The sequence below is a fragment of the Neisseria sp. 23W00296 genome (genome assembly GCF_044772855.1).
In the GTDB taxonomy this organism is placed as follows: domain Bacteria; phylum Pseudomonadota; class Gammaproteobacteria; order Burkholderiales; family Neisseriaceae; genus Neisseria.
Map to the genome: position 1 here is coordinate 1,274,276 of NZ_CP173024.1, position 23,245 is coordinate 1,297,520.

Genomic DNA, 23,245 nt, shown 5'->3' on the forward strand with positions numbered 1-23,245 from the left:
TTCAGACGGCCTCAAAGTATGTTTGAGGCCGTCTGAAAAGAAGTTTAGCGTTGCGCCTGGAAGGCGGCAAATTCGCGCAGGAAGTTGGCGAGCATGTCGTGGCCGTGTTCGGTGAGCAGGGCTTCGGGGTGGAACTGCACGCCTTCGACGGCGTATTCTTTGTGGCGCAGCCCCATGATTTCGCCGTCCTGCGTCCATGCGGAGATTTCGAGGCAGTCGGGCAGGCTGTCGCGTTCGACGGCGAGGCTGTGGTAGCGCGTGCAGGTGACGGGGTTGGGCAGATTGGCGAACACGCCGCCGTTGTTGTGGTACACGGGCGAGACTTTGCCGTGCATCAGCTCTTTGGCGCGGACGATGCAGCCGCCGAAGGCTTCGCCGATGGCCTGGTGGCCGAGGCACACGCCCAAAACAGGCAGCCTGCCCGCGAAATGCCGTATCGCCTCCACCGACACGCCCGCTTCTTTGGGCGAGCAGGGGCCGGGGCCGATCACGAGATACTGCGGCGCGAGGGCGGCGATTTCTTCAAGGGTGATGCCGTCGTTGCTGCGTACCAGCACTTCCTGTCCGAGTTCGCCGAAGTATTGGACGATGTTGTAGGTGAAGCTGTCGTAGTTGTCGATAAAGAGTAGCATGGTTCACTAAGCGTTTGATTGGATTGAAGACGCGGTTTCGCGGGAGGCCGTCTGAAAACAGATGTGCCGTCTGCTTTGCTTTTCAGACGGCCTTTTTATCTGCCTGCACGGTTCAGGCCGTCTGAAAAATCTGCCGCACGCGCTCGAGGTCTTCTTGGGTGTCGACGCCGGGGGCGGGGGCTTGGGCGGTGATGCCGACGGCGATGGCGCGGCCATGCCAGAGGACGCGCAGCTGTTCCAGCGATTCGGTGTGTTCCAGCGGCGAGGGCGGCATGGCGGCGTATTCCTGCAAAAATCCGGCGCGGTAGGCGTAGATACCGATGTGGCGCAGCGGCAGGGGCTGCGGCAGTTCGCGCAGGTTTTGCCGCATGGTGTCGCGCGGGTAGGCGATGGGGGCGCGGCTGAAATAGAGTGCCTGCCCCTGTGCGTTGGGCACGACTTTGACGACGTTGGGGTTGAGGAATTCGTCGAAATCGTTGATTTCGTGGGCGGCGGTGGCCATCGGTGCCCGGCCGTCGGCGAGGGCGGCGGCGGTTTGGCGGATGAGTTCGGGATCGATCAGCGGCTCGTCGCCCTGCACGTTGACGACGACGGTTTGCGGCGGCAGGCCGAGGATGTGCGCGGCTTCGGCCAGGCGGGTGGTGCCGCTTTCGTGACTTTCGGCGGTGAGCACGGTTTCGATGCCGTGCGCTTGGCAGGCCGTCTGAATTTCGGCGGCATCGGTGGCGACGACGATGCGCACCGCGCCGCTTTTGCCCGCCTGTTCGGCCACGCGCACAACCATCGGTTTGCCGCCGATGTCGGCCAGCGCTTTGCGCGGCAGGCGGCTGGACGAGAGGCGGGCGGGGATAATAACGGTGAATTCCGTGTTCATGCTGCTAACTCCTCTTCGCTCAGTTCGCGCGCTTCGCTTTCGAGCATATAGGGGATGCCGTCTTTAATCGGGAAGGCGAGTTTGGCCTGGCGGCTCCACAGCTCCTGTTTGTCGCGGCGGTATTCGAGTCTGCCTTTGGTAACGGGGCAGACGAGGATGTCGAAGTATTTTTGTTCCATGGCGGATTCCTTATTTTTCGGGGCGGGCGGAGAGGCGCTCGAGTTCTTTGATGTAGGCGCGGGCGTGGCGGGCGGTGGTTTCCTGCGTCATTTTCATCACCTGCGGCATGATTTTTTTGACGAAGCCGACCTGTTTGCCGAGTATCGACTGGCCGACGGGTGTGCCGAAGAAGGCGGTCATGGCGTCCACTTCTTCCTGCGTGTAGGTGGCTTTCATTTCCTGCATAACGTATTTTTTCAGACGGCCTTGAAAAGCGGGCGAAGCAGTTTCGGCGGCGGTGTCGCGCAGGAATTTTTCGGTGATTTGGGCAAACCGCTCTTTTTTGCTTTCGGGTACGCGCTCCAACACGGCCTTCATTTCGCCGCTGTCGGCGATGACTTGCTTGGCCATGTCGGGAATGGCGGCGGACATGTTTTTCCACATCTCGTCGATGTGCTGCACTTCCATCAGCTTTTCCAGCGAGGCATCGGTGGGCGGCGCGGCGAAGGCGGCGGCGCAGACGCAGGAGAGCACGGCGGCCAGCAGGTTTTTTTTCACGGTGTTGTCCTTTCGTTCGGTTCGCAAACGGGTTGCGGGTTTTTCAGACGGCCTGCAAGCTGCGCCGCCAAATCGGGGCGGATTATCGCACAAACGGGCAGCACCCAAACGTTTTCGGGGATGGGGCCGTCTGAAAATTTGGCCGCGTCTTTTTCGGTGACGAACACCGTATCGGCCGCGGGCAGATCGGCGGCGGACAGGGCGGCATGGTCGGGCAGGGACACGGTTTCGTCGGGCACGATGCCCAGCACGCGCAGGCTGCGGAAAAAGCGTTCGGGCTTGGCAATGGCGGCCAGGGCGGCGGTTTTGCCCGTTTTCAGACGGTCTGTATCGAAGGTTTCGCCGGGGTCGGCAAGGCGGTAGATTGCGCCCGGCTGCACGGTCGAGAAAAACACTTTTTCCGGCGGCAGGCGCAGCGGCGCGGCGTCGGTGTCTTCCGTGCTGCCGCTGATAACGACGTAATCGGCCTGCGCCAGTCGGGAGGGCGGTTCGCGCAGGCAGCCGTTGGGCAGCAGGTCGAGATTGCGCCGCGCCAGATCGGCGGCGGGAAAAACGGCGATTTCGATGTCGCGCGCCAGCGCGTAATGCTGCAAACCGTCGTCGGCGACAATAGCATCCAAATCGGGATGCGCCGCCAGCAGGGCGCGGGCGGCGTCGGCGCGGCGGCTGCCGACGGCGGCGGGCGCGGCGGTTTGGCGGTAGAGCATCAAAGGTTCGTCGCCCGCGGCGGCGGCGGTGCTGCGCGGGTGTAAAACGTGGACGCCGCCGCCCTGCCGCCCGTAGCCTCGGCTGACGATACCGACTTTCAGCCCCTGCGCCTGCAAGCCTTTTACCAGCGCGGCGGTGACCGGCGTTTTGCCCGTGCCGCCCGCGTGGATGTTGCCGACAACGATAAGGGGCACGGGCAGTTTTTCGCTTTTCAGACGGCCTGTGCGGTACAGATGGCGGCGCAGGGCGGAGGCCGTCTGAAACAGGCGGGCGGGCAGCCACAGCAGCAGGGTGAGCGGCAGACGCGGCCGCTGCCAGTGGCTTTCGATGATTTGGTGGAGCTTGGGCATTTCAGACGGCCTATCCGGCAGACGGCTGGTTGCGGCCGTCTGAAAGGGACGGAGCGAAGAGTTCTTCGTACAAGGCCGTCTGAAAGCCGCAGTGGACAGCGCCGCCGTGTTCGAGCACTGGGCGTTTGATCAGGCTCGGTTCGGCGGCCATCAGGGCGACGGCGGCCGCGGGATTGTCGGCGGCGGCCTGCTGTTCGGGCGTCAGCCTGCGCCAAGTCGTGCCACGCCGGTTGAGCAGCACGGACAAGGGGATGTCGGCCAGCCAGGCTTGGATTTGGTTTTCAGACGGCCTCTGTTTTTTAAAGTCGGAAAATTCGTAAGCGATGCCGTGTTCCTGCAGCCAGAGGCGCGCTTTTTTCACCGTGTCGCAATTGGGGATGCCGTATAAAACCGTCATGTGCCGATTCCTTGTTTCGCAAAAGCCGCGATTGTAGCAAAGCCGCGCGGCAGTTGCCTCATGCGGGGTTTCTCTATATGCTTGCCGCGTTTTGTGCAAACCGTATTTGGAGAAAACAGATGAAAAAAACCGTATTCCTGCCCGCTGTTGCCGCCCTGCTGCTTGCCGCCTGCGGCAGCGGCAACGAGGCCGGCGAAGCGAACTTCAAAAAAGCGCTCGAAGAGTCGGGCGGCGGACGCAACGTCTGCCTGCCGCTGGTGCTCGACGTGCAGACGCCCGACGGACAGCCGGCCTTCCGCAATGTGGCGGTGGGCGAGCCGCTGCTGCAATACGCCGCGCGCGATGCGGCGGGCAAACGCATCAACGAAACGGCGGCCAAACAGATTGAAATCCTGACAAAAGAGGGCTTCTACCGCAAAGTGAAAGCGCAGGACGGCGGAGACAAAAACGCCCCCGCCGTTTTCGAGCTGACCGAAAAAGGCGCGGCACAGGCACGCGGTACGCCGCGCGGGCCGCTGTTCTGCGTCGGCAAACAGAAAATCGGCAAAATCAACTGGTTCACCACGCCGACGCCCGACAACGGTTTCACCGTGTCGGAAGTGTCCTATCAGGCCGAATTGGACGCGGAAAAATGGGCGGACAAGCTGATTAAGGCGGGCGGCAAAGAATGGGAGCCGCTCAAAGAGCCGCGCAACCAAAGCATTACCCTGGTGCAGACCAACAAGGGCTGGAAGGATATGCGGGATTTGAGCCGTTAAGCCGTCTGAAAGCGAAGTTTCAACGAAGTCAAAACGCATTTTTGTATGAAAAAGGTCGTCTGAAAACCCGTTATCCGGTTTTCAGACGGCCTTTGACGTATAGTGAGTCAAAATAAAAAAGATACAAGGCAGCAAGCCGAAGACAGTACAGGTAGTACGGCAAGGCGCAGCAACGCCGTAGATTTTTTATTTTGGCTCTCTATATCAATGGAGTTTGTAGGTCGGGCATTCATGCCCGACAAATCCCGTTCACAAAATTCGGGCATCAATGCCCGACCTACCGCCGCCAAACACAAAAAGGCCGTCTGAACATCTTTACAGACGGCCTTTGGCGTATCGGCAGCTAAGTTTACCCGCGTTTGGCGGCAGACGGTTTTTTGCCTTTGAAACCGTCGCGCTTTTTAAAGCCGCCCTCTTTCTTGAAGCCGCCTTCTTTTTTAAACCCGCCCTCGCGGTGGCCGAATTTTTTGTCTTTGTCGAAGCCGCCTTTGCTGCCCCAGCTGCCGCGTGATTTGGGCTTGCCGCCTGCGGCTTTGCGTTTTCGGGTCGGCTCCATGCCTTCGATGGTCAGCTCGGGCAGTTTGCGGCCGATGTATTTTTCGATTTTGTGCACTTTCACGTATTCGTTGACTTCGGCAAAGGTGATGGCGGTGCCGGTGCGGCCGGCGCGGCCGGTGCGGCCGATGCGGTGCACGTAGTCTTCGGCCTGTTTGGGCAGGTCGTAGTTGATAACGTGGGTGATGGTGGGCACGTCGATGCCGCGTGCGGCCACGTCGGTGGCGACAAGGATTTTGCAGCGGCCTTTACGCAAATCCATCAATGTTCGGTTGCGCCAACCCTGCGGCATATCGCCGTGCAGACAGTTGGCGGCGAAGCCTTTTTCGTAAAGCTCGTCGGCGATGACTTCGGTCATGGCTTTGGTGGAGGTGAAAATCACGCATTGGTCGATGTTGGCATCGCGCAAAATATGGTCGAGCAGGCGGTTTTTATGGCGCATATCGTCGCAATACAAAAGCTGCTCTTCGATTTTGCCTTGTTCGTCCACGCGTTCGATTTCGATGACTTCGGGGTTTTTAGTAAGCTTGCGGGCAAGTTTGCCGACCGCGCCGTCCCATGTGGCGGAAAACAGCAGGGTTTGGCGCTCTTTGGGCGTGGCGGCGACGATGGTTTCGATGTCGTCGATAAAGCCCATGTCGAGCATACGGTCGGCTTCGTCGAGAATCAGCACTTCGAGCCGGTCAAAATCAACCTTGCCGCTGTTCATCAAATCCATCAGACGGCCGGGCGTGGCCACAATCAGATCAACCGGTTTGCTCAAGGCGCGGGTTTGGTAGCCGAACGACGCGCCGCCGACGATGCTGACGGTGCGGAACCATTTCATGTTTTTCGCGTAATTGAGCGCGTTTTTTTCCACTTGGGCGGCCAACTCGCGCGTGGGCGTGAGCACGAGCGCGCGCGGGCCTTTGCCGGGTTTGTCGCTGCGGCGGGTCAGGCGTTGCAGCGTGGGCAGCAGAAAGGCGGCGGTTTTGCCCGAACCGGTTTGTGCCGAAGCCATGATATCGCGGCCTTCCAGCGCAAAAGGCACGGCCTGCGCCTGAATCGGCGTGGGTGTTTCGTAGCCCGCGCTTGTCAGGGCGGAGAGGATGTTTTTGTCGAGGTGTAAATCGGAGAATTTAATAGACACGGCTATCTTTCAGAGACAACAACACGCTTCCGTCTGCACGTTTTCAGACGGCCTGAAGCTCGGATGGGTAACGTCAATGAAGATTGGCGGTACAGGGTTGTCGCAAGCGGTTCTGGCTTGTGGTTAACATCGACAACAACCTGCAAGATACGTTTTCCGCAAGGGAAAAGACAAAAGAAACGCGCCCGTCGGGGCGGTTTGAGAATCTGTAAACAATCAGATTCTTAGGTTGGCAGACGATGGCTTCGGATAAAAAGGCGAACGGCGGATAATATAGGCGCAAGGCGACGCGGTCAAGCGCGGCGGCGTTAATTACGGTAAAATCAAGCCCTTTGCAACCCTGCCGCACGAAAGGCCGTCTGAATGACCGACATCACCCCCTTTGCCAACCGCCTGGGCAAAAACATCAAACACCTGATGAAATGGGCCAAGCGCAACGGCCTCGAAGCATGGCGCATTTACGACCGCGACATTCCGCAGTTTCCCTTTGCAGTCGATGTGTACGGCAGCCAAATCCATTTGCAGGAATACGACACCGGCTGGCTGATGGCTGACGACGAATACGAAGAATGGCTCGCCGCAATCATCGAAGCGGTTGTTTTCGTAACCGGTTTTTCGCCCGACGACATCCACCTCAAGCGGCGCGAACGGCAAAAGGGCACGCAGCAGTATGAAAAAACCGGCCGCGCAGGCGAAGATTTCACCGTATCCGAACACGGCCGCCGCTTTTGGGTCAATCTCGACAAATACCTCGACACCGGCCTCTTTCTCGACCACCGCAACACGCGCAAAAAAGTGGGCGACAGCGCGGCGGGCAAACGCTTTCTCAACCTGTTTTCCTACACCGGCAGCTTCACCGTATATGCCGCAACGGGCGGCGCGGTATCGAGCGAAACCGTTGATTTGTCGAAAACTTATCTCGATTGGGCCAAGCGCAATTTCGAGCTCAACGGCATCGATGCCGCGCAGCACCGAATCATCCGCGCCGACGTGTTCCAATACCTTCAGACGGCCTCGCGCGAGGGCAAGCGGTTCGACCTCATCGTGATGGACCCGCCCAGCTTTTCCAACAGCAAAAAAATGCCCGACACGCTCGACATCCAGCGCGACCACGCCCGCCTCATCGACGGCGCCATGAGCCTGCTCGATTCAGACGGCCTTTTGTATTTTTCCAACAACCTCCGCAGCTTCACTCTGGACGAAGACGTCTCGCAACGCTATGAAATCAAAGACATTTCCAAACAATCCGTACCCGACGATTTCCGCAACAAAAAAATCCACCAGTGTTGGGAAATCCGCCATCAGGCCGTCTGAAACGGCAGCACGAAGGCCGTCTGAAAGTGCGTTTCAGACGGCCTTTCGCATATAATCCGCCCCCTCAAAGGGCATCAGCAAAGGGCAGAACATGCAAACCTATCTCGTCGGCGGCGCGGTGCGCGACGCCCTGCTCGGATTGGCAGTAAAAGACCGCGACTGGGTGGTCGTCGGTGCGGACGCCGCAGCCATGCTGGCGCAGGGCTATCAGCCCGTCGGCAGAGACTTTCCCGTCTTCCTCCATCCCGAAACGCACGAAGAATACGCCCTCGCCCGCACCGAACGCAAAACCGGCAAAGGCTACGCAGGCTTTGCCTTCCACACCGACAAAAGCGTCACCCTCGAACAAGACCTGATGCGGCGCGACCTCACCATCAACGCCATGGCACAGGACAAAGACGGCCGCATCACCGACCCCTTCGGCGGCCGCGCCGATCTGCAAAACAAAATCCTGCGCCACGTATCCCCCGCCTTCGCCGAAGACCCCGTCCGCATCCTGCGCACCGCCCGCTTCGCCGCCCGCTACGGCTTTGCCGTCGCCCCCGAAACCATGAGCCTGATGAAACAAATGGTGGATGCGGGCGAAGCCGACGCCCTCGTTGCCGAACGCGTCTGGCAGGAGCTGGCCAAAGGCCTGATGGAAAAACAGCCGCGCCGCATGATTGAAGTTTTGCGCGAATGCGGCGCGCTCAAAACCATCCTGCCCGAAGTGGACGCCCTGTTCGGCGTGCCGCAGCGTGCCGAACACCACCCTGAAATCGACAGCGGTATCCACACACTCATGACCCTGCAACGCGCCGCCGACCTCGGCCTGAGCCTGCCCGAACGCTACGCCGCTATGCTGCACGATTTGGGCAAAGCCCTCACCCCGCCCGACATCCTGCCGCGCCACCACGGCCACGACATTGCGGGCGTCAAACCCGTCCAAGCCGTCAACCGCCGCTGGCGCGTACCCAAAGCCTGCGCCGAGTTGGCCGAACTCGTCTGCCGCTGGCACATCATCCTCCACAGCGTCAAAACCCTGCGCCCTGCCACCGCCCTCGACGTTTTGCAGCGCACCGACGCCTTCCGCCGCCCCGAACGTTTTCAGACGGCCTTAAACGTCTGCCTGGCCGACGTGCAGGGACGCCTGGGCAGGGAACACGAACCCTACCCGCAAATGGCGCACTGGCTTGCCCTCCTGTCCGCCGCCAACGAAACCGACACCGCCGCCGTCGCCGCCTCCTGCACCGACCCCGCGCGCATACCCGAAGCCGTCAGACGCGCGCGCCTGGCAAAACTCCAAGCCGTGCACGAACCCTACCGCAAAACGGCCGTATGAAAGCGAAGCTTCAACGAAATTAAAACGTGAAACGCCCCTTTCAGACGGTCTCCGACAAACCAAACGGAAAAAAACATGACCAAAGAAACCCGCCCCAACACCTACAACCGCATCCTCGACGCCGCCCTCAAACTCTTCAACGAAGAAAGCGAACGCGCCACCACCACCAACCACATCGCCGCCTACCTCGGCATCAGCCCCGGCAACCTCTACTACCACTTCCGCAACAAAGACGAAATCATCCTCCAGCTCCACCGCCGCTACAGCAGCACCATGATGGCGCAAATCCGCGAAGCCGACGCCCCGCAAAACCTGTCCGACGTCGCCGCCTACCTCGACGCCATCTTCGCCACCATGTGGGACTACCGCTTCCTGTTCAGCGACACCAACGCCCTCCTTTCGCGCAACGCCGAACTTCTGGGCGACTACAACGAATTCACCCGCGCCAAAGCCTCCCCCGTCGTCCTGCGCTACCTCGAACACCTCGCCGCCACCGGCATCCTGCAGGCCGACAAAGAAGACCTGCAAAACCTCGCCCTCAACATGTGGATCATCACCAAATACTGGTTCGACCTGCACGGCTCCGTACGCCGCAGCGGCAAACTGCCCGAAGACACCAAACGCCTGGGCGTGCTGCGCAACCTCAGCCTGCTCAAACCCTACATCCACCCCGACCACCGCGCCGAGTTCGCCGCCATCAACGCCAAACTCAAAGCCTGAAACCCACAGCCCCGCCCCGTTATGCCCCAAACGGATACAGGCACAAACCGCCCCCGAGCCGCACCATGAGCAAACCCGATTACCCCGTCACCCCCGCCGTCCGCTTCCTGCGCGCCGCCCGCGCCGCCTTCACCCCCCGCCTCTACCCCTACGAAGAACACGGCGGCACGGCGCATTCCGCCGCCTGCCTCAACGTGCCCGAACACCAAGTCGTCAAAACCATCGTCCTGCAAAACGAAGCCAAAAAAGGCCTCATCGTCCTCATGCACGGCGACCGGCAAATCTCCACCCGCAACCTCGCCCGCCAACTGGGCATGAAACATATCGAACCGGCCGCCCCGCAGCAGGCCGCCAAATGGACGGGCTACCTCGTCGGCGGCACCAGCCCCTTCGGCACCAAAACCGCCCTGCCCGTCTTCGTCGAACGCAGCATCTTGGATTTGGACACCATTTACATCAACGGCGGCAAACGCGGCTTCCTCGTCGAAATCAGCCCGCAGGTGCTGCACACCCTCAACCCGCAAAGCGTCGACGTGGCAACGGATTAGCACAACCGCAACACGAAAGGCCGTCTGAAAAAGGCCGTCTGAAAGCCCGGATTCGGCTTTCAGACGGCCTTCTACCCGCAGGATCCAGCATCGTTTGAGCCAAGCCGCATAGAATATGCCGCCCTGTAGCGCACGCGTTTACCGATGATACTCTGATACGACGTTAACAGAACAAATCGTTTGAACACAGACATGACAAATTCTTTTTCCACTTCGTTGAAACTTCAGCTTATAAACATTGCTTCCGCGCAGGCAGGAACGGCCTCCAAACGCGCATCATCAACATCCGGTTAACGCAGCCTCTGCGAAAGCCGTCTTTATCCGTCTCTGCAGCGCTTCTACAATCCGTACCTTTGCACACGCATAAAAAGAGAAAGCATCATGAACAGCAAACCAATCAAAATGCCTGCCCTGTTTCTCGGCCACGGCAATCCGATGAACGTACTCAAGCGCGACAATCCGTTTAACCAAGGTTTTGCCCGCGTCGCGCAGACTTTTGCCAAGCCTAAGGCTGTGTTGATGGTGTCGGCGCACTGGTACGGCGCGTCATTGGAGCTAACGGCGGCCGAGAGGCCGGGGCTGGTTTACGATTTTTACGGTTTTCCAAGCGAGCTGTATCAGGTGGATTACCCCGCTCAAGGCAGCAGCGCATTGGTTGCGCGGGTGCGCGAACTTCTGTCGGACGAGGACGTGCACGAAAATCGTGAGCGCGGTTTTGATCACGGAATGTGGACGGTAATGAAGCATTTGTATCCTGATGCCGATATTCCGGTTGTCCAACTGAGCATCGACAGCCGGTTGGGCGCGCAGCAGCATTTTGAGCTGGCACGCAAATTGCGGCCGTTGCGCGACGAAGGCGTATTGGTGGCAGGCAGCGGCAACATCGTCCACAACCTGCGTCTGATGAGCCGCGAACACATCGACCAAATCGGCACGGGTTACGCTTGGGCGTTTGAATTTGCCTACCACATCAACCAAGCCGTAATGCAGGGGGACAACGATACGCTGACCGATTATCTGCGTCTCGGCGATGCCGCCGCGTTGTCCGTACCCACGCCCGAACACTATCTGCCGCTCTTGTATGCTGCGGCATTGCGCGATGAGGGCGAACCGGTGGAGCTGTTCAACGACGCGCTGGTCGGCGGGTCTTTGAGTATGACTTCGGTAAAAGTGGGTTGATGCGCGGATATTAAGGCCGTCTGAAAACAGGTATATAAGGCAGGATTGTGCTTGAAATCTAATTTATTCATATGTTTTTTACTGATAAAACAATAGACTATACACACAACATCATTTGAGTAAACCGCAGTTTCCGTCTTGCCAACATACGCTTACAAAACTTGATATAAATCAAAATTCATAATATCATTTTATACAATAATGGTTACCATTAGATTATATATCATGATAATATGAATCAAGTAATAAAAATCCGGTCCGACCAAGCCGTGCCCGACGCCTTTCCCGAACGCCAGGCTCTGATGCCGATATGGGGCGGCCTGCCCGTGCCGAACGGCCAATGGCAGCAGCTTTGGCGCGAGCAGGCACAAACCGTTTTACACGAAGACGCGCTGGCCTATCTGCACATCCCCTTCTGCGCCAACCACTGCGTTTTCTGCGGTTTCTACCGCAACGCTTGGAAAGACGATCAAAGCCAACGCTACACCGACAAGGTTATCGAAGAGCTCGCCCAAGAAGCCGAAATCCGCCAAGGCGACGGCAAAATCCGCGCCGTTTATTTCGGCGGCGGCACGCCCACCGCCCTGCTCACCGACGACCTCGTCCGCCTTATCCGCGCCTGTTACCAATACCTGCCGCTGGCCGACGACTGCGAATTCACCCTCGAAGGCCGCATGAGCCATTTTGATTTGGACAAAGCCCAAGCCGCCATCGACGCCGGCGTCACCCGCATCTCCATCGGCGTACAAACCTTCGACACCCACATCCGCCGCCGCCTCGGCCGCAAACACAGCGGCGAAGAAGCGGCGGCCTATCTCGAACGCTTAGGCCGTCTGAAAACCGTTTTGGTGGCCGACCTTATCTTCGGCCTGCCCGGCCAAACGGAAGAAATCTGGCAAAACGACCTGCGCACCGCCGCCGCCCTGCCGCTGGCCGGACTCGACACCTACGCCTTCAACTGCTACCCCTTCCTACCCATCAACCGCATGATAGAAAAAGGCGCGTTTCCCGCCCCCGCCGGTTTCGACATCCAGGCCGTGCAATACGCCCACACCGTCGACTACATGGACAAGCAAGGCTGGCGGCAAATCAGCAACAACCACTTCGCCTACCCCGGACGCGGCGAGCGTAACCTTTACAACAGCCTCGTCAAATCCAACATTCCCTGCCTCGCCTTCGGCTCGGGCGCGGGCGGCAACGGCGGCGGCTACAGCTATCAGGTACAAAGCGATCTCGAAAACTACCTCGCCACCCCCGCCGGGCAAAAAAACATCAGCCACATGAGCCGCCACAGCGACAACAAATACCTCCTCGGCCGCCTGCAATACGACATCGAACTCGGCCGCATCGACAGCCGCCTGTTCGCCGCCCACCCCCGCGCCGCCGCCCTGCTGCGCCAATGGCAAGAAATGGGACTCACCAACCCGCCCGATTCAGACGGCCTCATCGAATTAAACACCAGCGGCCGCTACTGGTCGCCCACCCTCACCCGCAGGCTCATGCTTGCACTTCCCGCAACCGAAGAAAAGGAGCAATCCATGCAACCCCTGTCAGAAGAACAAAAAACCGTCCTGCGCGACACCCTGGCCGAAAACCCCGGCCAAATCCTCGAAATGCTGGCTGCCAAACACCAGTGCACTTTTGAGGAAATCATCAACTGCCTGCCCGCCGGCACCGTGCACCAAACCGACGGCGGCCGCTTCGTCGAAATCATGCAGGCCATAGCCGCCTGGAACGAAGCCGTCACCTTCATCGCCCACACCCCCGACGTCATCGCCGAAGTCACCGGCAAACTGCCCGACGGCAGCGTCGGCCGCGGCTTCTACAACTTCAAAGAAAGCGAACCCGGCGGCATCCACGGCCACATCTACTACGAAAACTGCGCCGCCATCTACCTCATCGAACGCCCCTTCATGGGCAAACGCACCGTCTCCCTCAACTTCATCAACCGCGCAGGCGGCGCCATGTTCAAAATCTACGTCGGCCGCGACCAAAACGGCGAACTCATCGAACGCCAAATCCAAGCCATGCGCGCCCTCTTCAACGCCAACGCATAAAAAAGGAGAACCACATGCTCATGATATTCGGCGCAAACGGCAAAAGCGGCCGCGCCCTCATCACCCGCCTGCGCCAAAACGGCTTTTCAGACGGCCTCACCGCCGTCCTGCGCCGCCCCGAACAGGCCGCCGACCCCTTCTACGCCCAACACAACGTCCAAACCGTCATCGCCGACGCCCTCGACGCCCCGGCCGTCCTCGAAGCCGTGCGCCGAACACAGCCCGACACCATCGTCAGCTTCGTCGGCGGCAAAAACGAAGCCGGACAACGCAGCGACGCCGCAGGCAACATCCACATCATCGAAGCCGCCCGCACCGCCGCCCCCAAAGCCCGCTTCCTGCTCGTCACCAGCATGGGCTGCGGCGACCAGTACGAAGGCATGAGCGACATGTTCAAACAAGCCCTCGGCGAAGCCGTCCGCGCCAAAACCGAAGCCGAAAACCACCTGCGCCAAAGCTCCCTGCAATGGGTCATCCTCCGCCCCTGCGGCCTCGGCGACGACAAAGGCGGCAGCCACACCCTGCACACCGGTCTCACAGAAATCCCGCGCGACTACATGGACAGAAACGGCCTCGCCGCCGCCGTCGCCTCCGTCATCGCGGCAGAACCGTGGCCGTCTGAAACCGTCTATTCCGTCACCGCTTAAACCGCAACAGCATAAAAAGGCCGTCTGAAACCCGCATTCAAAGTTTCAGACGGCCTTTTCGTGTTTGCGTTTACCTAGTTGCCAAGGCCGCGGCAGATCATGCGGCAAAAGCAGAGGCCGTCTGAAACCAGGGTTTGCGGTTTCAGACGGCCTCTCAAACAGTAAGGAACGCATGGTCGCAAGCAACAGCCCCTAGTACAGCCCCAAGTATTATTAATTGCTTGCCAGCCGCCGCCCACGCAGGCTACCATGCCGCACATAAACGATACCGATACGACCCGATCCGGAGCCCAAATGGATTCCCCCGCGAACACGCCGTACCGCCGCACCAACAGCAACACCGCTGCCGCCAGCATGGCCTTCATGCTGCGCACAGCGGTGTTTTTGTTTGACGGGTACGGATGCGGAAGAGGCTGCCTGAAAACAGGCGGTGAAGATTGGTAAAGAGCAAAGGAAAGGTTTTCAGGTGGCCTCAAGAAGGGAAAAGTGCCTACCGAAAGGCTACCTGAAAACTAAGAAACTTCAGCGAAGCGAAAACTTAAAAGCCAAGCCTGCAATCAGAAAGCCCCTCCCACACATGCCGAAAACTTTTCAGGTAGCCCTATAGGCAGACCGATTCAAAACCCGGCCAGACAAGCAAAGGACACCATCCTTCATGATTACCACACGCGATGTTCTCTTCATCTATAACCTGTTTCATTGGGGCGGGATAATATTGCTGATCGTAGCCGTAAGTTTTGTCTGTTATCAGATAAACCCCAAACTATTTAATAAAAACCCGCAGTTAATATTTCTGCCCGGGCTGGCTGTAGCCGGGCTGCTTTATGCGGCAGGGCAGGTAGAAAAAATGCAGGAGAGGCGGGAAGCCGAAGCGGAAGAAGCCGCATGGCGCAAACGCTACGATCCCGCCAAAGCCCGCTTCGACCAGCTGTGCCAAAACGCCGGCGAGAAGATTTACCGCACCGCAGACAATGTGGACGGCATCCTGCTGCTGAAAGTGCGCGGGGATGACGAGAAATATCAAGACAGCTTCTACAACCCGCTGAAAGACCAGATGTGGGAGGATGCGGCGGTGGAGAGTGAATTCGAGCGAGAGGAGTATGTTGCCAGCTTTTTGCCATATTTTTCCCGTGCCCATTATGATTATGTTGATGTATTACAAAAAGACGGGTCTATCATCCGCTATAGTGGTGATTGGCATATGTCCGACAAGCCATTTAATCAAGAAATTAACCCGCCTCATCCTGCCCGCTATGCCGTTACCTATGAGAATGATGTTTCTTGGGAAAACCGAAAACATTGGATAGCGGGCACAACTATCAAGATTATCGATACCAAAACTAACACACTGATGGCTGAAAAAACGATGTATGTTTTTGTGCCGGAACTAGGCTATTCTAAATTTGAGCAAAATCCAAATCCTTGGGGCAGAGGGGAAAGATGTCGTCCTAATGAAAATTCCTATGAGCAGAGAACTAGTACATTTGTAAAAAGAGTTTTACTTTCACCATCATTCAAACCGGAGACTAAAAATGACTAATCAACAACAAAATGCTAATACTAATCCTACAACTATTTTAGAGTTTGCTAAATTACAGTTAGCAGCAGAAGTTTTATATGATCTTAAAAATGCTATACCAAATTGGGAAATTACGGTTGATAACCCAAATATAGGGAATTTATCCTTTGATAATCTAATAACCAAGAAGCGTTTACAGGCTGGTAATGACCATAACAGTAAATTCACACCAACCGATGCACAAGACTTTGATAAAAACTGGGAGATGGTGGCGCATATTGCCAATACCACAACCGGATTTTCAGCAAGCGTAGCCCGTACGCCGTAGCAAGCGTAGCCTGCATAAGCCAGCATAGCCTGCATTGTAGGGAGTGTCGCCTAAGCGACGCACGCGGTTTCCCAACCTCAAAGGCCGTCTGAAAACCCAAAGCCGTCGGAAAGCGCAGCTTGGGCGAAGCCGAAACGGCATTGGAAGATTTCAGACGGCCTCTCAAACGGCAAAAATGCGTGCGTCACAGAGTGCCGCCCCCCTACGCTTGCTTGCCGATACGATACGTCGGCAGTTTGGCGGTAGAAAGAGGCCGTCTGAAACCCTGTATCAGGGTTTCAGACGGCCTCTTTCTGTTTGCTCCCTCGGACGTCAGTTGTTTTCTTCTTTTTTGTCCTTGTCTTTCTTCACCGGTTTTTTCGCGGCGGCGCCCAAAGACTCCTGCCATTTGGCCGGGTCTTTCACCAAATCGAGCGCGGCTTTGAGCTGGGCGTCTTTGGCGGGGTCGGGATTGCGGCGGGCGGCGGCTTCGTCTTCGAGCTTCTGTTTTTCGCTGCGTTTGTCTTCGGGCGCGGAGGCGGCCTGTTCGGCGGCGTCTTTTCCTTCGCCTTCGATGACGCGGCCGTTCACTTCCTCTCCGCCCAAGGGGTTGCCGATGTGTCCAGCCAGGTCGGCTTCGCGGCTTTCAAAGGTGCGGTTTTTGTCTTTCACTTCTACGTCGGGAACGATGCCCTGCGCCTGTATCGAGCGGTCGTTGGGCGTGTAGTAGAGCGAGGTGGTGATTTTGACGGCGCTGCCGTTGGAAAGAGGCATCACGGTTTGAACCGAGCCTTTGCCAAAGCTCTGCGTGCCAACGATGACAGCGCGTTTGTGGTCTTGCAGGGCGCCGGCAACGATTTCGGAGGCGGAGGCCGAACCGGAATTGATGATGACGGTGAGCGGGATGTTTTTCAGCTCGGCGGGCAGGTTTTTGAGCGGATCGCTGCCGGGGCTGAGGATGTAGTCTTCGCGCTGCGCTTTGAGCACCATGCCTTCTTTGCCGTCGCGGCCTTTGGTGCTGACGACTTTGGCGTTGTCGGGCAGGAAGGCGGCGGAAACGCCGACGGCGCCGTTAAGCAGGCCGCCGGGATCGTCGCGCAAATCGAGCACCAGGCCTTTGAGCGGGGCTTTGTTTTCTTTGGCGAGCTTTTGTGCGGCTTCGTTCAGGGTGGCGACGGTGCGCTCCTGAAACTGGGTGATGCGGATATAGCCGTAGCCGGGTTCGAGCAGTTTGGAGCGCACGCTCTGTACTTTGATAATAGCGCGGGTGAGTTTGAAGACCAGCGGTTTGCTGCTGTCTTTGCGGGAAACGGTCAGCTCGATGTTGGTGCCGGGTTTGCCACGCATTTTTTTCACGGCTTCGCTCACGGTCATACCGCGCGTGGAAACGCCGTCGATTTTGACGATGTAGTCGCCGCTTTTGATACCCGCGCGTTCGGCGGGCGTGTCTTCGATGGGGGAGATGATTTTGACGAAGCCGTCTTCCGAGCCCACTTCCATGCCCAAGCCGCCGAACGAGCCGGAGGTGTTTTCCTTCAGGTCGGCATAGTCTTTTTTGTTCATGTATTCGGAGTGGGGATCGAGGCCGGTTACCATGCCTTTCATGGCGCCTTCGAGCAGGGATTCGTCAGATTTGTCTTCGTAATAGTTGGCTTTGATCTGGCTGTATACTTCGGCCAGGGTGCGGATAGACTGGACGGGCAGCGCCTCCTGTTTTTTGTCGACGGCCAAACCCTGCACGCTGACGGTGAGCAACGCGCCGCTGAGGGCGCCCAGTGTGTAGAGTGCGACTTTTTTCAAAGTGGGGATTTCCATGTCTGTGTGTTCTCTGTTCGGTTGCCGCGCCTGCGTGCGCAAAAACGCGCACTTTATTGGATTTGCCGCGCTGCTTCAACCGCTTTTATAAACTTTTGCGGGCACGGGCGGCGGCTTTCAGGCGGCTTACCGGTGCTTAAGATTTGTTCGGCGGGTTAATCGGCAATGACGAATGTCTTACTTTGATATGCGGCTGTTTGCGTTTGAGCAGGTGGCGGAACACTTCCACTTTCCGGCAGTCGGCGGTGCGTTCGTAATTGGTGCCCAAAATCACTTCGTCCAGCCTGGTACAGACATTGCCGTATTCCAAAAAGGCGGTGTTGGTCTCGGGGCAATACTGCACTTTGTCCGAGCCGATTTCTTCGATTTGCAGCAGGCGGAATTCTTCTTCGTCGCGGAATGCGTGGTCTTTAAACAGATAGCGGATGTATTCCAATGCGGCTTTGTTTTCTTGGAACTCTTCTTTTTTCCGATCGGCATTTTTCCAATATCTGCATAAAGCATTTAATGCTTTTTTGAGCTGTCGTTTTCTAACTGTATGCCATTTTGAGTTATCGCTAATCGGCTTTAAGCGGACGCCGAAATTTGGGTTGTCAAACATCACATCGTATTCTTTATCCTGCGTATATTCGTCGCGGTAGAAAATATAGGCGATTTGGTACAGTGGCAGGTTTTCAGACGGCCTTTGGGCTTTGGCTGCCGTTTCCATATCGTTTCCCGCCATGAAGCCCTGTTCGCTCAATCGCCGGTAGGAAGCGTCAATATCGGGCTCACGTATCCAATTACCGCGCCTGTTGAACACCAGGCAGCAGCCTGAAGCTTCGACGTTGCCGACTTTGCCGTACAGGCGGAACTGGTTTAAATCGTTTACCCGCGAAGAAAAGCAGGCAAAAAAGGCATTGTAGGGGCTGGACTCTGACAGGTTTTCCAAATCCGGCTCCTGAATGCCCAAAAAGTCATACAGGCTTTTGCCTTCATAGGGGTCGTTCATATAGGCTGAGCTGTTCATCCGCATTTTGCTGGCGGCGATGCTTTCCTGCTTGGACTCTTTCTGCCCTATGCCCAATAATTTTTCGCATACGGTGGGGCTGGTGTAATGCGCCAGCGGCCGGTCGAATTCAATCGGGTCTATGCTCAGTACGGCCAAAACCGCAGCGATATTTTCTTTCAGACGGCCATTTATCTTTTTATTTTTAGACAGTGTTTTTGATTTTTGAATCTGTTTTTGTTTGGATTTGAAGTAGCTGTCGTACTTGCCTTTTGCAAAATCAAGTTCTCGGAAATCACGCCTTAATTTCGCAATTGCTCGTTTTTTAAAAGCCTTGTCTGTTGCTTTTTTAACTAATTTGAACACTTTGCCAAAGTGCTCTTCCGCTTCGGACAAATTTTGCTCTATGCCTTCTTTAGTTTGCTTAGTCTGTTTCAAATAACAATAACCCAGCCAAGATTGGGCATTAGCCTGTTCTTCAACGCCCTTATCTCCGCTTAATTTCTTAGTACATTCCAACCATTCTTGAAAATACCTGCGGGCATCGTCAAACAAAGCTGCGTTGCCAGTTTGAAGCGCCTGCTCAAAATAACAACGACCCAGCCAAAATTGGGCATTAGCCTGTTCTTCAACGCCCTTATCTCCGCTTAATTTCTTAGTACATTCCAACCATTCTTGAAAATACCTGCGGGCATCGTCAAACAAAGCTGCGTTGCCGGTTTGAAGCGCCTGCTCAAAATAACAACAACCCAGCCACAATTGGGCATTAGCCTGTTCTTCAACGCCCTTATCTCCGCTTAATTTCTTAGTACATTCCAACCATTCTTGAAAATACCTGCGGGCATCGTCAAACAAAGCTGCGTTGCCGATTTGAAGCGCCTGCTCAAAATAACAACAACCCAGCCACAATTGGGCATTAGCCTGTTCTTCAACGCCCTTATCTCCGCTTAATTTCTTAGTACATTCCAACCATTCTTGAAAATACCTGCGGGCATCGTCAAACAAAGCTGCGTTGCCGATTTGAAGCGCCTGCTTAAAATAACAACGACCCAGCCAAGATTGGGCATTAGCCTGTTCTTCAACGCCCTTATCTCCGCTTAATTTCTTAGTACATTCCAACCATTCTTGAAAATACCTGCGGGCATCGTCAAACAAAGCTGCGTTGCCGGTTTGAAGCGCCTGCTCAAAATAACAACGACCCAGCCAAGATTGGGTATTAGCCTGTTTTTCAATGCCCTTATCTCCGCTTAATTTCTTAGTACATTCCAACCGTTCTTGAAAATACCTGCGGGCATCGTCAAACAAAGCTGTGTTGCCGGTTTGAAGCGCCTGCTCAAAATAACAACGACCCAGCCAAAATTGGGCATTAGCCTGTTCTTCAACGCCCTTATCTCCACTTAATTTCTTAGTACATTCCAACCGTTCTTGAAAATACCTGCGGGCATCGTCAAACAAAGCTGCGTTGCCGGTTTGAAGCGCCTGATTAAAATAACAATAACCCAGCCAAAATTGGACATTAGCTTGTTCTTCAATACCCGTATCGCCGTCTAATTTTTTAGCTAATGCCAATTGTTCTTGATGGTGCTGACGAGCCTTATCAAACAAGGCTGTATTACCAGTTTGAAGAGCCTGCTCCAAATAACAACGCCCCAACCAAAAATTGACATCAGCTTGTTGTTGAGGATTGTTTGCTGTCTCTAAAGCCTCATCCAGCTTTTGAATAGCTTCGGCATATTTTTCAGAGTTAAAGAGTTCAATAGCTTGGTTAATTAAATCAACTTCCATCACTTATCCTTTGTTTATCGCTATTACTCGGCCTTTTCATTTCAAGCATTTTTGTACGGCAGTTTGTCCGAATCAATGCGCATCATCCCAATTACTACCCACCCCCACTTCCGCCAGCAGCGGTACATTCAGACGGCCTTGCGCCACTTCGGCCATCACTTGCGGCAGCATTGTTTTCACGGTTTCCAATTCCGATTCGACTACTTCCAACACCAATTCGTCGTGCACCTGCATAATCAGTTTGCTTTGTAGGCCGTCTGAATGCAGGCGGTTTGATACGGCGATCATGGCGCGTTTGATGAGGTCGGAGGCGGTGCCCTGCATGGGGGCGTTGATGGCGGCGCGCTCGGCGCCGGCGCGGGCGTTGGCGTTTTTGGCGCGGATGTCGGGCAGGTAGAGGCGGCGGCCGAACAGGGTTTCTACGTAGCCTTGTTGGGCGGCCTGCTCTTTGGTGCGCTGCATGTATTCGGCCACGCCGGGATAGTGGGCGAAGTAGCGGTCGATGAAGTTTTTGGCGGACAAGTTGTCGATGCCCAGCGATTTGGCGAGGCCGTATTGGCCCATGCCGTAAATCAGGCCGAAGTTGATGGTTTTGGCGTAGCGGCGCTGCTCGGGGCTGACGTTTTCGGGCGCGATGCCGAACACTTCGGCGGCGGTGCGGCGGTGTACGTCTTCGCCGTTTTGGAAGGCGGCAATCAGGGTTTTGTCGCCCGACAAATGTGCCATGATGCGCAGCTCGATTTGCGAGTAGTCGGCCGACACAATCAGGCTGCCTGCGGGCGCGGTAAAGGCGCGGCGCACGCGGCGGCCTTCGGCTGTGCGGATGGGGATGTTTTGCAGGTTGGGATTGCTGCTGGCAAGGCGGCCGGTGATGGCGACGGCTTGGGAATAGGTGGTGTGCACGCGGCCGGTGCGCGGGTTGATCATTTCGGGCAACTTGTCGGTGTAGGTGGATTTGAGTTTGGCCAGGCTGCGGTTTTCCAAGATGATTTTGGGCAGGGGGTAGTCGGGCGCGAGCTGTTCGAGCACGGCTTCGTTGGTGGAGATGCCGCCGGATGCGGTTTTTTTCAGCCCTTTGGTGGGGATGCCCATTTTGTCGAACAGGATTTCTTGAAGCTGCTTGGGCGAATTGAGATTAAACGGCTGTCCGGCCGTCTGAAACGCCTGCTCTTCGAGTTTCAGTAAGGCCGCGCCCAATTCGCTGCTTTGCGCGGCGAGCTCGGCGCGGTCGATGTGCACGCCGTTGCGCTCCATTTCAAACAATACTTGGGCGACGGGCAATTCCAGATTCAGATACATTTCAAGCTGTTTGTCGTCCATCTGCGCGCGCAAATGCGCTTCGAGGCGCAGGGCGAAATCGGCGTCTTGCGCGGCGTATTCGGTGGCTTGCTCCACGGCGACATCGGCAAAAGAAATCTGCTTCGCGCCCTTGCCGCACAAGGATTCGTAAGTAATCGTGGGCAGGCCGAGCCAGCGTTCGGACAATTCGTCCAAACCGTGCCCCAAATGGCTCTCGACAATATACGAAGCCAGCATGGCATCGCCCGCAATGCCGCGTAACGCAATGCCGTAGTTGGCGAAAACGTGTTGGTCGTATTTCAAATTCTGGCCGATTTTTTTCAGGCTGCCGTTTTCCAAATAGGGTTTCAGACGGCCTAATGTGTTTTGCAAATCAAGCTGCTGCGGCGCGGCGGTAAGGCTGTGGCCGAGCGGGATATACACAGCTTCGCCCGCTTCAAAGGCGATGCTGATGCCTACGAGCTGCGCGTTCATCGCATCGAGCGAGGTGGTTTCGGTGTCGATGCCGATTTGCTCGGCTTTGGATAATTTGTCCAACAGGGCGGCAAACCCGGTTTCGGTAGTAACCGCCCGATAGTCGAGTTTTTCGGGTGCGGCGGCTTTTTCAGGCTGCTTTTCAGACGGCATCTCTAATGCCAAAGCGGCGCGTTCGCCCACATCGGCGCTGCCGAACAAATCGCCGTCTGCCGCTTCGTGCATCCGGCTTTCGGCTTCTTTGAGCCAGGTTTTGAAGCCCCAGCGTTTGAAATCCTCCGCCAGCTGCGCCCATTTGGGCGGCGTACGGCGCAGGCTTTCGAGGCCGTCTGAAAGCTCGGCGTGCAAATCCACATCGGTTTTAATCGTAACCAAATCGTAGGACAAGGGCAGTTGCGAGAGCGCGGCTTGCAGGTTTTCGCCGACTTTGCCCTTGATGTCGCCCGCATGTTCCATCACGCCCGCCAAAGTTTCATAGGCTTCGAGCCATTTCACCGCCGTTTTCGGCCCGCATTTTTCCACGCCCGGCACGTTGTCTACTTTGTCGCCCATCAGCGCGAGATAGTCGCGGATTTGGTCGGGGCGCACGCCGAATTTGGCCTTTACGCCGTCAATGTCCAGCGTTTCGCCGCTCATCGTGTTCACCAGCGTAACGCGCTCGTTCACCAGCTGCGCCATGTCTTTGTCGCCGGTGGAAATCACCACGTCCCAGCCCGCCGCGCCGCCCTGCGCCGCCAGCGTGCCGATCACATCATCCGCTTCCACCTGCGGCACCACCAGCACCGGCCAGCCCATCAGCCGCACCAAATCGGGCAGCGCTTCGGCCTGCGGGCGCAAATCGTCGGGCATCGGCGGGCGCGTGGCCTTGTAGTCGGCAAACATTTCATGACGGAAATTTTTTCCTTTCGCGTCAAACACCACCGCGCAATAGTCGTGCACATAATCCGCACGCAGCCGCCGCAGCATGTTCAATACACCGTACATCGCCCCTGTGGGCGCGCCGTCGGGCGCGGTAAGCTGCGCCATCGCGTGATAGGCGCGGTAGAGATAGGAAGAGCCGTCGACGAGAAGAAGGGTGGGGCGGGTGTTGGAAGACATGGGATGAGGCCGTCTGAAAAGTTGGAAAGGGGCGGATTATATAGGCAAAAGGCC

At 56.8% G+C, this 23,245-nt stretch carries 21 protein-coding genes; 11 read left to right on the top strand and 10 right to left on the bottom strand.

Annotation, left to right across the window (positions count from 1 at the left end; genetic code table 11):
- Nucleotides 1-44 precede the first annotated feature (44 nt).
- The 6 genes from ACG2K1_RS06340 to ACG2K1_RS06365 all read right to left on the bottom strand — a co-directional run bounded on the left by ACG2K1_RS06340 (nucleotide 45) and on the right by ACG2K1_RS06365 (nucleotide 3,678).
- A complete protein-coding gene (locus ACG2K1_RS06340) occupies nucleotides 45-632 on the bottom strand; it encodes an aminodeoxychorismate/anthranilate synthase component II (protein WP_094031174.1) in 588 nt (195 codons plus the stop codon).
- Between the two features lie 112 nt (nucleotides 633-744).
- Complete coding sequence (kdsB, locus tag ACG2K1_RS06345) at nucleotides 745-1,506, bottom strand: 3-deoxy-manno-octulosonate cytidylyltransferase (RefSeq protein WP_395429541.1); 762 nt, start codon at nucleotides 1,504-1,506, stop codon at nucleotides 745-747.
- Nucleotides 1,503-1,685: a Trm112 family protein gene (locus ACG2K1_RS06350; protein ID WP_395429540.1), complete on the bottom strand. Its 183-nt coding sequence runs from the start codon at nucleotides 1,683-1,685 to the stop codon at nucleotides 1,503-1,505. Before ACG2K1_RS06350 ends, kdsB begins: the two co-directional genes overlap by 4 nt.
- Nucleotides 1,686-1,695: 10 nt before the next feature.
- The gene (locus ACG2K1_RS06355; RefSeq protein WP_395429539.1) at nucleotides 1,696-2,223 is read right to left on the bottom strand and encodes a DUF2059 domain-containing protein; all 528 of its coding nucleotides are present in this window, start codon (nucleotides 2,221-2,223) and stop codon (nucleotides 1,696-1,698) included.
- On the bottom strand, nucleotides 2,220-3,281 hold the full coding sequence (gene lpxK / locus ACG2K1_RS06360) for a tetraacyldisaccharide 4'-kinase (RefSeq protein ID WP_009425593.1): 1,062 nt from the start codon (nucleotides 3,279-3,281) through the stop codon (nucleotides 2,220-2,222). The genes ACG2K1_RS06355 and lpxK overlap by 4 nt, the downstream gene beginning before the upstream one ends.
- Before the next feature lie 10 nt (nucleotides 3,282-3,291).
- A complete protein-coding gene (locus ACG2K1_RS06365) occupies nucleotides 3,292-3,678 on the bottom strand; it encodes a Spx/MgsR family RNA polymerase-binding regulatory protein (RefSeq protein ID WP_009425594.1) in 387 nt (128 codons plus the stop codon).
- Nucleotides 3,679-3,797: 119 nt separating this feature from the next.
- Between ACG2K1_RS06365 and ACG2K1_RS06370 the strand changes: the two genes are divergently transcribed.
- A complete protein-coding gene (locus ACG2K1_RS06370; RefSeq protein WP_036495713.1) occupies nucleotides 3,798-4,436 on the top strand; it encodes a hypothetical protein in 639 nt (212 codons plus the stop codon).
- A gap of 349 nt (nucleotides 4,437-4,785) precedes the next feature.
- On the opposite strand, the gene ACG2K1_RS06375 is transcribed toward ACG2K1_RS06370, so the two are convergent.
- Nucleotides 4,786-6,120: a DEAD/DEAH box helicase gene (locus ACG2K1_RS06375; protein ID WP_395429538.1), complete on the bottom strand. Its 1,335-nt coding sequence runs from the start codon at nucleotides 6,118-6,120 to the stop codon at nucleotides 4,786-4,788.
- A gap of 363 nt (nucleotides 6,121-6,483) precedes the next feature.
- On the opposite strand from ACG2K1_RS06375, the gene ACG2K1_RS06380 reads away from it, so the two are divergent.
- From ACG2K1_RS06380 to ACG2K1_RS06425, 10 genes are all read left to right on the top strand, one after another.
- A complete protein-coding gene (locus ACG2K1_RS06380) occupies nucleotides 6,484-7,434 on the top strand; it encodes a class I SAM-dependent methyltransferase (protein ID WP_395429537.1) in 951 nt (316 codons plus the stop codon).
- Nucleotides 7,435-7,525: 91 nt separating this feature from the next.
- Nucleotides 7,526-8,755: a multifunctional CCA addition/repair protein gene (locus ACG2K1_RS06385; protein WP_395429536.1), complete on the top strand. Its 1,230-nt coding sequence runs from the start codon at nucleotides 7,526-7,528 to the stop codon at nucleotides 8,753-8,755.
- A 75-nt stretch (nucleotides 8,756-8,830) separates the two neighbouring features.
- A complete protein-coding gene (locus ACG2K1_RS06390) occupies nucleotides 8,831-9,475 on the top strand; it encodes a TetR/AcrR family transcriptional regulator (RefSeq protein WP_009425601.1) in 645 nt (214 codons plus the stop codon).
- 65 nt (nucleotides 9,476-9,540) lie between these two features.
- Nucleotides 9,541-10,023, top strand: a complete 483-nt coding sequence (locus tag ACG2K1_RS06395; protein WP_009425602.1) for an aminoacyl-tRNA deacylase — start codon at nucleotides 9,541-9,543, stop codon at nucleotides 10,021-10,023.
- A 381-nt stretch (nucleotides 10,024-10,404) separates the two neighbouring features.
- Entirely contained in the window at nucleotides 10,405-11,202 is a 798-nt protein-coding gene (ygiD, locus tag ACG2K1_RS06400) for a 4,5-DOPA dioxygenase extradiol (RefSeq protein WP_009425603.1), read from the top strand.
- A 233-nt stretch (nucleotides 11,203-11,435) separates the two neighbouring features.
- Nucleotides 11,436-13,259: a heme anaerobic degradation radical SAM methyltransferase ChuW/HutW gene (hutW, locus tag ACG2K1_RS06405; RefSeq protein ID WP_395429535.1), complete on the top strand. Its 1,824-nt coding sequence runs from the start codon at nucleotides 11,436-11,438 to the stop codon at nucleotides 13,257-13,259.
- A gap of 14 nt (nucleotides 13,260-13,273) precedes the next feature.
- Entirely contained in the window at nucleotides 13,274-13,906 is a 633-nt protein-coding gene (locus ACG2K1_RS06410) for an NAD(P)H-binding protein (RefSeq protein WP_395429534.1), read from the top strand.
- A gap of 249 nt (nucleotides 13,907-14,155) precedes the next feature.
- Nucleotides 14,156-14,350, top strand: a complete 195-nt coding sequence (locus ACG2K1_RS06415; RefSeq protein WP_402835569.1) for a hypothetical protein — start codon at nucleotides 14,156-14,158, stop codon at nucleotides 14,348-14,350.
- A gap of 211 nt (nucleotides 14,351-14,561) precedes the next feature.
- On the top strand, nucleotides 14,562-15,446 hold the full coding sequence (locus tag ACG2K1_RS06420) for a hypothetical protein (protein ID WP_395429621.1): 885 nt from the start codon (nucleotides 14,562-14,564) through the stop codon (nucleotides 15,444-15,446).
- Nucleotides 15,439-15,753, top strand: a complete 315-nt coding sequence (locus tag ACG2K1_RS06425) for a hypothetical protein (protein ID WP_395428526.1) — start codon at nucleotides 15,439-15,441, stop codon at nucleotides 15,751-15,753. Before ACG2K1_RS06420 ends, ACG2K1_RS06425 begins: the two co-directional genes overlap by 8 nt.
- A 312-nt stretch (nucleotides 15,754-16,065) precedes the next feature.
- Here ACG2K1_RS06425 and ACG2K1_RS06430 read toward each other — a convergent pair whose 3' ends face one another.
- From ACG2K1_RS06430 to polA, 3 genes are all read right to left on the bottom strand, one after another.
- Nucleotides 16,066-17,547 (bottom strand): S41 family peptidase, encoded by a 1,482-nt coding sequence (locus ACG2K1_RS06430; RefSeq protein ID WP_395428527.1) that lies wholly within the window; start codon nucleotides 17,545-17,547, stop codon nucleotides 16,066-16,068.
- A gap of 136 nt (nucleotides 17,548-17,683) precedes the next feature.
- Nucleotides 17,684-20,320, bottom strand: coding sequence for a tol-pal system YbgF family protein (locus ACG2K1_RS06435; protein WP_402835573.1), 2,637 nt, complete (start codon nucleotides 20,318-20,320; stop codon nucleotides 17,684-17,686).
- Between the two features lie 72 nt (nucleotides 20,321-20,392).
- A complete protein-coding gene (gene polA, locus ACG2K1_RS06440) occupies nucleotides 20,393-23,191 on the bottom strand; it encodes a DNA polymerase I (protein WP_395428529.1) in 2,799 nt (932 codons plus the stop codon).
- Between the last annotated feature and the right edge of the window lie 54 nt (nucleotides 23,192-23,245).

Excerpts from the sequence above, each read along its gene's own strand:
- ACG2K1_RS06430 (WP_395428527.1), bottom strand. The coding sequence starts at position 17,547 with ATGGAAATCCCCACTTTGAAAAAAGTCGCACTCTACACACTGGGCGCC.
- ACG2K1_RS06435 (WP_402835573.1), bottom strand. The coding sequence starts at position 20,320 with ATGGAAGTTGATTTAATTAACCAAGCTATTGAACTCTTTAACTCTGAA.
- ACG2K1_RS06425 (WP_395428526.1), top strand. The coding sequence starts at position 15,439 with ATGACTAATCAACAACAAAATGCTAATACTAATCCTACAACTATTTTA.
- polA (WP_395428529.1), bottom strand. The coding sequence starts at position 23,191 with ATGTCTTCCAACACCCGCCCCACCCTTCTTCTCGTCGACGGCTCTTCC.
- ACG2K1_RS06420 (WP_395429621.1), top strand. The coding sequence starts at position 14,562 with ATGATTACCACACGCGATGTTCTCTTCATCTATAACCTGTTTCATTGG.
- ACG2K1_RS06380 (WP_395429537.1), top strand. The coding sequence starts at position 6,484 with ATGACCGACATCACCCCCTTTGCCAACCGCCTGGGCAAAAACATCAAA.
- ACG2K1_RS06350 (WP_395429540.1), bottom strand. The coding sequence starts at position 1,685 with ATGGAACAAAAATACTTCGACATCCTCGTCTGCCCCGTTACCAAAGGC.
- ACG2K1_RS06390 (WP_009425601.1), top strand. The coding sequence starts at position 8,831 with ATGACCAAAGAAACCCGCCCCAACACCTACAACCGCATCCTCGACGCC.
- ACG2K1_RS06370 (WP_036495713.1), top strand. The coding sequence starts at position 3,798 with ATGAAAAAAACCGTATTCCTGCCCGCTGTTGCCGCCCTGCTGCTTGCC.
- ACG2K1_RS06365 (WP_009425594.1), bottom strand. The coding sequence starts at position 3,678 with ATGACGGTTTTATACGGCATCCCCAATTGCGACACGGTGAAAAAAGCG.
- ACG2K1_RS06395 (WP_009425602.1), top strand. The coding sequence starts at position 9,541 with ATGAGCAAACCCGATTACCCCGTCACCCCCGCCGTCCGCTTCCTGCGC.
- ACG2K1_RS06415 (WP_402835569.1), top strand. The coding sequence starts at position 14,156 with ATGCCGCACATAAACGATACCGATACGACCCGATCCGGAGCCCAAATG.
- ACG2K1_RS06385 (WP_395429536.1), top strand. The coding sequence starts at position 7,526 with ATGCAAACCTATCTCGTCGGCGGCGCGGTGCGCGACGCCCTGCTCGGA.
- hutW (WP_395429535.1), top strand. The coding sequence starts at position 11,436 with ATGAATCAAGTAATAAAAATCCGGTCCGACCAAGCCGTGCCCGACGCC.
- ACG2K1_RS06410 (WP_395429534.1), top strand. The coding sequence starts at position 13,274 with ATGCTCATGATATTCGGCGCAAACGGCAAAAGCGGCCGCGCCCTCATC.
- ACG2K1_RS06340 (WP_094031174.1), bottom strand. The coding sequence starts at position 632 with ATGCTACTCTTTATCGACAACTACGACAGCTTCACCTACAACATCGTC.
- kdsB (WP_395429541.1), bottom strand. The coding sequence starts at position 1,506 with ATGAACACGGAATTCACCGTTATTATCCCCGCCCGCCTCTCGTCCAGC.
- lpxK (WP_009425593.1), bottom strand. The coding sequence starts at position 3,281 with ATGCCCAAGCTCCACCAAATCATCGAAAGCCACTGGCAGCGGCCGCGT.
- ygiD (WP_009425603.1), top strand. The coding sequence starts at position 10,405 with ATGAACAGCAAACCAATCAAAATGCCTGCCCTGTTTCTCGGCCACGGC.